Below are 6,692 nucleotides of genomic sequence, written 5' to 3'. Positions count from 1 at the left end.
CGGCCTCGGCATCCGGGCGGGTCGCCGCGGGCAGGGCCGCCAGCAGCTTGCGCAGCGCCGAGTCCACCGCGGGCTCCAGCCCGAGCCCGGGACGCCCCGCCGAACCCGCGACCAGGAACAGCCCGTGCGCCTCGTCGGCGGTGAGCCCGGACAGGTCGCTGCGCCAGCCGTGGACCAGCCGCCACCCGCCGCCGTGTCCCCGTTCGGAGTACAGCGGCACCCCGAGTTCGCCGAGCACGTCGAGGTCCCGGCGGACCGTCCGGTCGCTGACGCCGAGCCGCCCGGCGATCTCCCCGGCGGTGAGCTGCTCGTGCGCCTGCAGCAGCATGATGATGGCGATCAGCCGGCTCGCACGCACCCGATCACCGTAGGCCGGCGGCGATGCGTGGCTCCGCACCGGCGTCCGGGTTGGCTGATGGCGTGGTCTGGTGGGGCGGGGCGGCCCGCGGACGCGCCCGCCGGGGGCGGTCTGGCCGGCTCAGGGGGTCACGATCGCGAACGCGGGATCGGGCCCGTCGAGCAGTCCCAGCAGCCGAGGCAGAACGGTGGCGTCGCCGTCGACGGCCAGTGTGTCGGGCGGGAGCTGCCCACCGAGCAGCCCGAGAAGCTGGGCACGGCGCAGATGCACGGTGGCATCCGCAGCTCCGGTCCCGGTCCCGGGCGCAGCTCCGCTCCCGGTCCCGATCCCGGTCCCGGTCTCAGTTCCGGTCCCGGGTCGGCCGCCAGCTCCGCCGCTGGCGGGGGCGTCGGGGTGGGGCCAGTGCACGAAGGCGCCGTGGGAGAGCACGCTGCGGTGGCGTTGCCCGGCGTCGGTGACGTCCCAGTCGAGGGTGAACGCGTGTGGCCAGGCGGCCGGGCCGTCGATGCGGATGGCGAACGAGTCGAGGATCTGCTCGACGCTCAGCGCGTCCGCGAGGCCGGTGGAGCCGACCGTCAACGCGCCGGTGCGGGTGCCGCCGCGCAGTTCCTGGGCGCCGGTGAGGTAGAAGTTGCGCCAGGGTCCGTTCTCGGCGCCGAACCCGAGCCGGGTGTAGACGTCGGCGAGCAGCTCACGGGCGTCGGCGCTGGCCGGGTCGGCGAACACCGCGTGGTTGAGGAGCTGGGCGGCGAAGCGCAGGTCACCGTCGTCGCGGTAGCGGCGGGCCGCGGCGAGGACCGCGTCGGCGCCGCCCATGCAGGCGACGTAGCGGCGAGCCGACTCGACCGGCGGATGTTCCCACAGATGCGCCGGATTGCCGTCGAACCAGCCCAGGTACCGCTGGTAGACCGCCTTGACGTTGTGGCTGACCGAGCCGTAGAAGCCGTGCGTGTACCAGGCCCCGGCCAGCGCCGGATCGAGGTCGACGAGTTCGGCGATCTCGAGTGGGGTGTACCCCTGGTTCATCAGCCGCAGTGTCTGGTCGTGCAGGTAGGCGTAGACGTCGCGCTGGTCGGCCAGGAGCGTGACGATCCGGTCGTGGCCCCAGGTCGGCCAGTGGTGGGAGGCGAAGGCGACGTCCGCCCGGTCGGCGAACAGCGTGATCGCCTCCTGGAGGTAGTGCGACCAGCCGCGGGCGTCGCGGACCACCGCGCCGCGCAGCGTCAGCAGGTTGTGCAGGTTGTGGGTGGCGTTCTCGGCCAGGCACAGCGCGCGGCGGTCGGGCAGCAGGAAGTTCATCTCCGCCGGCGCCTCCGTGCCCGGGGTGAGCTGGAACTCGAAGCGGACGCCGTCGATCGTCTCGACCTGCCCGGTGCGGGTGACGTCGACCGTCGGCGGCAGCAGGGACAGCGTTCCGGTGGAACTCGTCTGGCCCAGGCCGGTGCCGACCAGGCCGCGCGGACCCGGCGGCAGCGACGATCCGGTGAAGTAGACGCCGCGGCGCAGCATCGCCCCGCCCGCGTAGACGTTCTCCGTGACGGCATGGCGCATGAACTCCGCCGGCGCGAGGATCGGCACGTCCTCGGTGACGACCCCGGCGACCCCGCCGAAATGGTCGAGGTGCGGATGGGTGTAGATCACCCCGGTCACCCGCCGGTCGCCGCGGTGCCGCCGGTACAGCGCGAGCGCGGCGGCGGCGACCTCGGTGGAGATCAGCGGGTCGACGACGACCACCCCGCGGTCACCTTCGATGAGGGTCATGTTGGACAGGTCCAGCCCGCGAACCTGGTAGACGCCGTCGGTCACCTCGTAGAGGCCCTGCTTCGCGCACAGCCGTGCCTGCCGCCAGAGGTTCGGATGCACCGTCGGTGGGCGGTCGGAGTCGAGGAAGTCGAAGGCGTCGTTGTCCCAGACGACGCGGCCGGTGGCGTCCCGGACCACGCAGGGGTGCAGCGCGTCGAGGAAGCCCCGGTCGGCGTCCGCGAAGTCGGTGCGATCTTCAGGTGAGGTGAGTGTCGCCATCATCGACCTTCCGAAAGTGCTGCACGGATCTCGCCGGTCCGGCCGGGATCCGATGCCGAGATGTCGACCCGGACTCCTCCGGCCCGAGCCAGGATCGTGGTCCCGCCGGGATGTGGCATTACCGAGAGTGATGGGTATGTACCCGGAGTTCGGTGTGGTCATGTTGCGCGGGGACCGCGCGAGCAGCGGGCGCGGCCGGCGCCGTGAACAGGACAGAAGGTGGCCTGTTCACCGTCTACCTTCGTCCTCGATCACGCCGCGACGACCGAAGGAGCACCCGCATGAACCCGCTGGATGACCCGCGTCCGCTGCTCGACCGCGCCCTCGACCAGACGGGGCGGCTCGTCGCCGCCGTCGAGCCGGACCAGACCGCGCTGCCGACCCCCTGTTCCGAGTTTGACGTCGCCGCCCTGGTCGGACACCTGTTCACCGTGGTCGCGCGGATCGCGGTCGCCGGTCGGGGCGGCGACCCTCGGGAGCTGCCCCTGGTGACCACCGGGGTACCGTTCGACGGCTGGGCGGAGCGCTACGCGAAGGCCGCCGCCGAGCTGCGCGCGGTCTGGTCCGACGACACTCTGCTCGACCGGCCGTTGCAGTTGCCCTGGGCGGTGCTGCCCGGCCGGGTCGCCGTGGCGGCCTACACCCAGGAGTTGACGACGCACGCCTGGGACCTGGCGGTCGCGACGGGTCGTACGGGCCTGCTCGATCCCGAACTCGCCGTCCTCTCCCTGGAGATCGCCCGGCGGGCGGTGCCGGTCGAGGGCCGCGAACAGATGCCCTTCAGCCCGGTGGTCGAGGTGCCCGCCGACGCGGACGCCTACCGCCGGCTGGCTGGCTACCTCGGTCGTGCCGTGTCCTGACGAGCCGCCCGACGCGGACGGGGGCCATTGCGCGGCCCTACGCGGCCCTACGCGGCCCTACGCGGCCCTGCGCGGACGGGCCATCGTCTGAAATAGGCACCCTTTCCGTGATCTCGGCTACGCCGATCCAGGCGAACGGAAAGGGCTGGGTTTCAAACGCCGGACAACGCGTTTCGCGTACTGACGACGACGTGGCGTGTCGGCGATTGTGCGGAGCGTGGTGAGGGTATTCAGCAGGTGCGCCGAGGAGGGCTTCCCGACGGGAGATCCGAACGGTCGGGGTGACGTGACGGCGCATCTGCCGAAGGGATGGCCATGAAAATCATCAAGCGTTGCAGATTTCTGGTCCTGGCTGTCGTCCTCGCCTCCGCCGCATTCCTGACAGCCGCGCCCGCCGGCGCGGCCCCGCCGTCATCGGCAGGCCCGAGTCCGGCCGCCGTCACACCCGCGCCGCCGCCTCCGAAGGCGGTGGACAAGCCGCACGACGGCCCCAGGGATCACAAGGGGCAGCACTGGATCTTCCACCCCGGATACTGGGAGCCCGGATACTGGATTCCCGGTTACCGGTGGCACCACCACTACTTCCCCAAGGTCTGGCATCCCAAGGAATGGCACCCCGGCTTCTACTACTGGGGTAAGTGGCCGCCCGCTTGACCGGTGGTTGCCCGCCCTGCTGACCGCGGTGTGATGCCGCGGCGCGCCGGGTTCCCGCCGTCGGCCCGTCCGGGTCGGCGGCGGGAAGCCCGGCCGTTCGCGCGGGCTGGTCCGCGCGAACACCCGGTCCGCGCGGGCCAGCCCGCGGGTCATCCGGCCGGCACGGTCATCCGGCCGGCACGGTCATTTGGCTCGCAGGATTCGTCCGCATCGCGGCTTGCCGGGTACCGGGACGAACCTCTTGCCGTCCTGGGTGACCTGCACGTAGTCGTAGCAGGGCGCGATGTTGGCCACGCCCCTGCTCAGGTTGATCGGCGCCGGCAGCAGCCCGTCGGCGTCGAAGCGGGTCTGGCGGCGCAGGCCGGCGAGCACGCCGGCGCGGGTCGGGCAGACACCGGCGGTGGTGATGCCGCGCAGCAGCAGGTCCGCGCTGATCCAGCCGATCAGCGCGGTGCCGTCCGGCAGCGCGGCGGCCTGCGGGGCGTAGGCGGCCATCGCGGCGAGGAACCGCCGGTGCGCCGGGGTTTTGAGTTCGAACGGCGTGTAGTCGAGGAACGCGTACGCCCCCGCGGCGGAGTGCCCGACCCGGGGGAGCTGGCTGCGGTCGTAGCTGGTCGGGTTGCCCAGGATCGCCTTGAGGTCGAGGTCGGCGTCCTGCACCGCAGCGACGATCTGGTAGAAGTTCGGCGCCGGGACGAAGGCGATGAGGCTGTCGGCGCCGGAGTCCCGGACCTCGTCGGCGAACCGGTCGGCGTCGAAGGGACCGCTCGGCACCTCCAGGTTGTCCGAGACCCTCAGGCCGGCGGCGAGCACGCTGCGGCGGGCGGCGTCGGCCGTCGCCCTGGTGGCCGAGGACAGTTCCAGGGAGACCGTGACCGCGCGGTGCGCGCCCCGGTTGGCGAGGAACTCGCCCCAGCCGCTGGAGGTGGGCTCCTGCACCGCCGGGCGGGAGTAGCTGAACACGTTCGAGCGGGGCGCCAGCGACGGATCGGTGATCTGCCCGTCGACGACGGGCACGCCGGCGGACTCCAGCTGCCTCGCCGATCCGGCGGCCGCCACGCTGAACTGGAGGATGCCGAGCGCCGTGTCGCGCTGCGCCAGGGTGCGGCCGCCGACGGCGTTCAGCGCGGGGATCGCCTCGTCGTCGGCGATGCGGTAGGACAGCCGGCGGCCGTAGATCCCGCCCTTGGCGTTCTGCTCGCCGAGGCGGGCGTCCACCCCCGCCCGGAACAGCGCGCTGGGGTCGCCGTCGTACGGCGAGCCCGAGTACAACATGCCGAGGCCGATCGTGTCGCGGTCGACGCCCGGCGTCGGCGCGCACGGGTCCGCCCCACCGTTTCGGGCCTGGCTCAGGATGTCCCCGCCGTCCCCGCCGCACGCGGTAATGCCGACGACCAGGCCGGCGACCGCGGCACTTGCCGCGACGAATGAACGCAGGCTTCTTCTCATTCCTCACCAAATCTGTGCCTAGTTCGAGCCTGGCGCCTTGTCTGCGCGTGCTGCCTTGTCTGTGCCTGCTGCTTTGCCTGCGGGTGGTGCCTTGTCCGAGCGTGGTGCCCTGTCCGGCGTGCATGATGGCCGCCGACCGATGCGGCGGACCGGCCCTTTCGAGCCCCTGCGCCGGCCCATGGGTGGTGGTCGGGCCGGTGCCCGGCCGATATCGGTGGCTGGGCCGGGGGCAGCACAAGATATAGGGCGGCACAAAGGCGGATTCGGCGTGTCCTGCCGCCGGGGATCGGCGCTACGCAATTCGGGGTAAATTCCGCGGCGCGGTGGCCGTCGAAATGGTCCGCCCGCGGGTGGTGGGCGTACCGGCCGAGGCGACGCAGTGATGCGGCTCATGGGCCGGTAATGACGTCCGCCCCGGTCGATGCCATCGGGCCAGCTGGTTTACCGGTGTGGGGGACGGGGTGATGCCGATCCGTCCTGCGGACGCGCGATGGTGCCCGGGTCCTGGCGATGCGCGGATGCGGGCGAGAAGCCCCCGCGACGGCCGAATCGCGGGTTCCACGTGGGTTGCATCGCCAGTGGGGGAACTTTCCTGCATATCGGCCGCCGGCTCGCGGGGCAAATGTGCCCCCACCCTCGGTGGGTATCGAGCCCCGTGCGGCGCCCCCCGGCCGTGCGGCGGGCGCGCCGCAGCGGCCCGGCGCGCTGCCCCCGGTCCGATCCCGCGCCGATGCGGATGACCTGGCTCATGCGCGGCGGGGAACTCCGTCGGTCCGGTTCGGGCGTACGGGGGCCCGGCGGCCGAGGACGACCGAGGCGATGACGACCACCGCCGTCCCGACGCCGACCGGCGTCAGCGGCTCTCCGAGCAGCAGTGCCGCCCAGAGCAGCGTCAGCACCGGCTGGGCGAGTTGCAGCCGCCCGACCCGCGCCACCCCGCCGAGGGCGAGCCCCCGGTACCAGACGACGAAGCCGAGGAACATGCTCACGACGCTGACGTAGCCCAGTCCGGCGATGGCGCCGGCCGTCGCCTGACGCGGTGGATGCACGGCCAGGCCGATCGCGGTCACCGGCACCGTGACCGGCAGCGCCGCCAGCAGCGCCCAGCAGATCACCGCCGCGCCGTCGAAGCGACGCGCGAGCACCCCGCCCGTGGCGTAACCGAGGCCGACGAGTCCCACCGCGGCGAGGACCAGCAGGTCGGCCAGCCGGGGCCGGCCCGCGCCCTGCACCACCGCGAAGGCCAGCACCGCGGCGAGCCCGACGCCGAGGGCTGCCCAGTAGGGCGGGGTCGGCCGCTCGCCGGCCAGCACCACCGCGAAGCCGGCCGTTGCCGCCGGCGCCAGGCC

Annotated in this window: 6 protein-coding genes; 2 read left to right on the top strand and 4 right to left on the bottom strand. The window is 72.9% G+C overall.

From position 1 onward, the window contains the following. A partial coding sequence (locus ND748_RS21635; RefSeq protein WP_251747815.1) for an HTH domain-containing protein occupies positions 1 to 358 on the bottom strand: 358 nt, incomplete at its 3' end. Positions 359 to 478: 120 nt separating this feature from the next. After that, the gene (locus ND748_RS21630) at positions 479 to 2,383 is read right to left on the bottom strand and encodes an alkyl/aryl-sulfatase (protein WP_374215996.1); all 1,905 of its coding nucleotides are present in this window, start codon (positions 2,381 to 2,383) and stop codon (positions 479 to 481) included. Between the two features lie 278 nt (positions 2,384 to 2,661). On the opposite strand from ND748_RS21630, the gene ND748_RS21625 reads away from it, so the two are divergent. Together ND748_RS21625 and ND748_RS21620 are read left to right on the top strand one after the other, a co-directional pair. Then, the gene (locus tag ND748_RS21625) at positions 2,662 to 3,240 is read left to right on the top strand and encodes a TIGR03086 family metal-binding protein (RefSeq protein ID WP_251747813.1); all 579 of its coding nucleotides are present in this window, start codon (positions 2,662 to 2,664) and stop codon (positions 3,238 to 3,240) included. 315 nt (positions 3,241 to 3,555) lie between these two features. Then, on the top strand, positions 3,556 to 3,894 hold the full coding sequence (locus ND748_RS21620; RefSeq protein ID WP_251747812.1) for a hypothetical protein: 339 nt from the start codon (positions 3,556 to 3,558) through the stop codon (positions 3,892 to 3,894). A gap of 183 nt (positions 3,895 to 4,077) precedes the next feature. Here the strand turns inward: ND748_RS21620 and ND748_RS21615 are convergent, their stop codons facing one another. Both ND748_RS21615 and ND748_RS21610 read right to left on the bottom strand, forming a co-directional pair. Continuing rightward, on the bottom strand, positions 4,078 to 5,343 hold the full coding sequence (locus tag ND748_RS21615) for an ABC transporter substrate-binding protein (RefSeq protein WP_251747811.1): 1,266 nt from the start codon (positions 5,341 to 5,343) through the stop codon (positions 4,078 to 4,080). Positions 5,344 to 6,089: 746 nt separating this feature from the next. Beyond that, positions 6,090 to 6,692 (bottom strand): DMT family transporter (locus ND748_RS21610; RefSeq protein ID WP_251747810.1); only part of this gene is annotated, 603 nt, incomplete at its 5' end.

The organism is Frankia sp. AiPs1, from assembly GCF_023716945.1.
GTDB lineage: Bacteria > Actinomycetota > Actinomycetes > Frankiales > Frankiaceae > Frankia.
Note: the sequence above shows the minus strand (reverse complement) of the source record. Positions and strands in the feature narration are given on the sequence as shown.

Bases quoted from the DNA above. Each gene is read 5' to 3' on its own strand.
- ND748_RS21630 (WP_374215996.1), bottom strand. From the start codon at position 2,383: ATGATGGCGACACTCACCTCACCTGAAGATCGCACCGACTTCGCGGAC.
- ND748_RS21625 (WP_251747813.1), top strand. From the start codon at position 2,662: ATGAACCCGCTGGATGACCCGCGTCCGCTGCTCGACCGCGCCCTCGAC.
- ND748_RS21620 (WP_251747812.1), top strand. From the start codon at position 3,556: ATGAAAATCATCAAGCGTTGCAGATTTCTGGTCCTGGCTGTCGTCCTC.
- ND748_RS21615 (WP_251747811.1), bottom strand. From the start codon at position 5,343: ATGAGAAGAAGCCTGCGTTCATTCGTCGCGGCAAGTGCCGCGGTCGCC.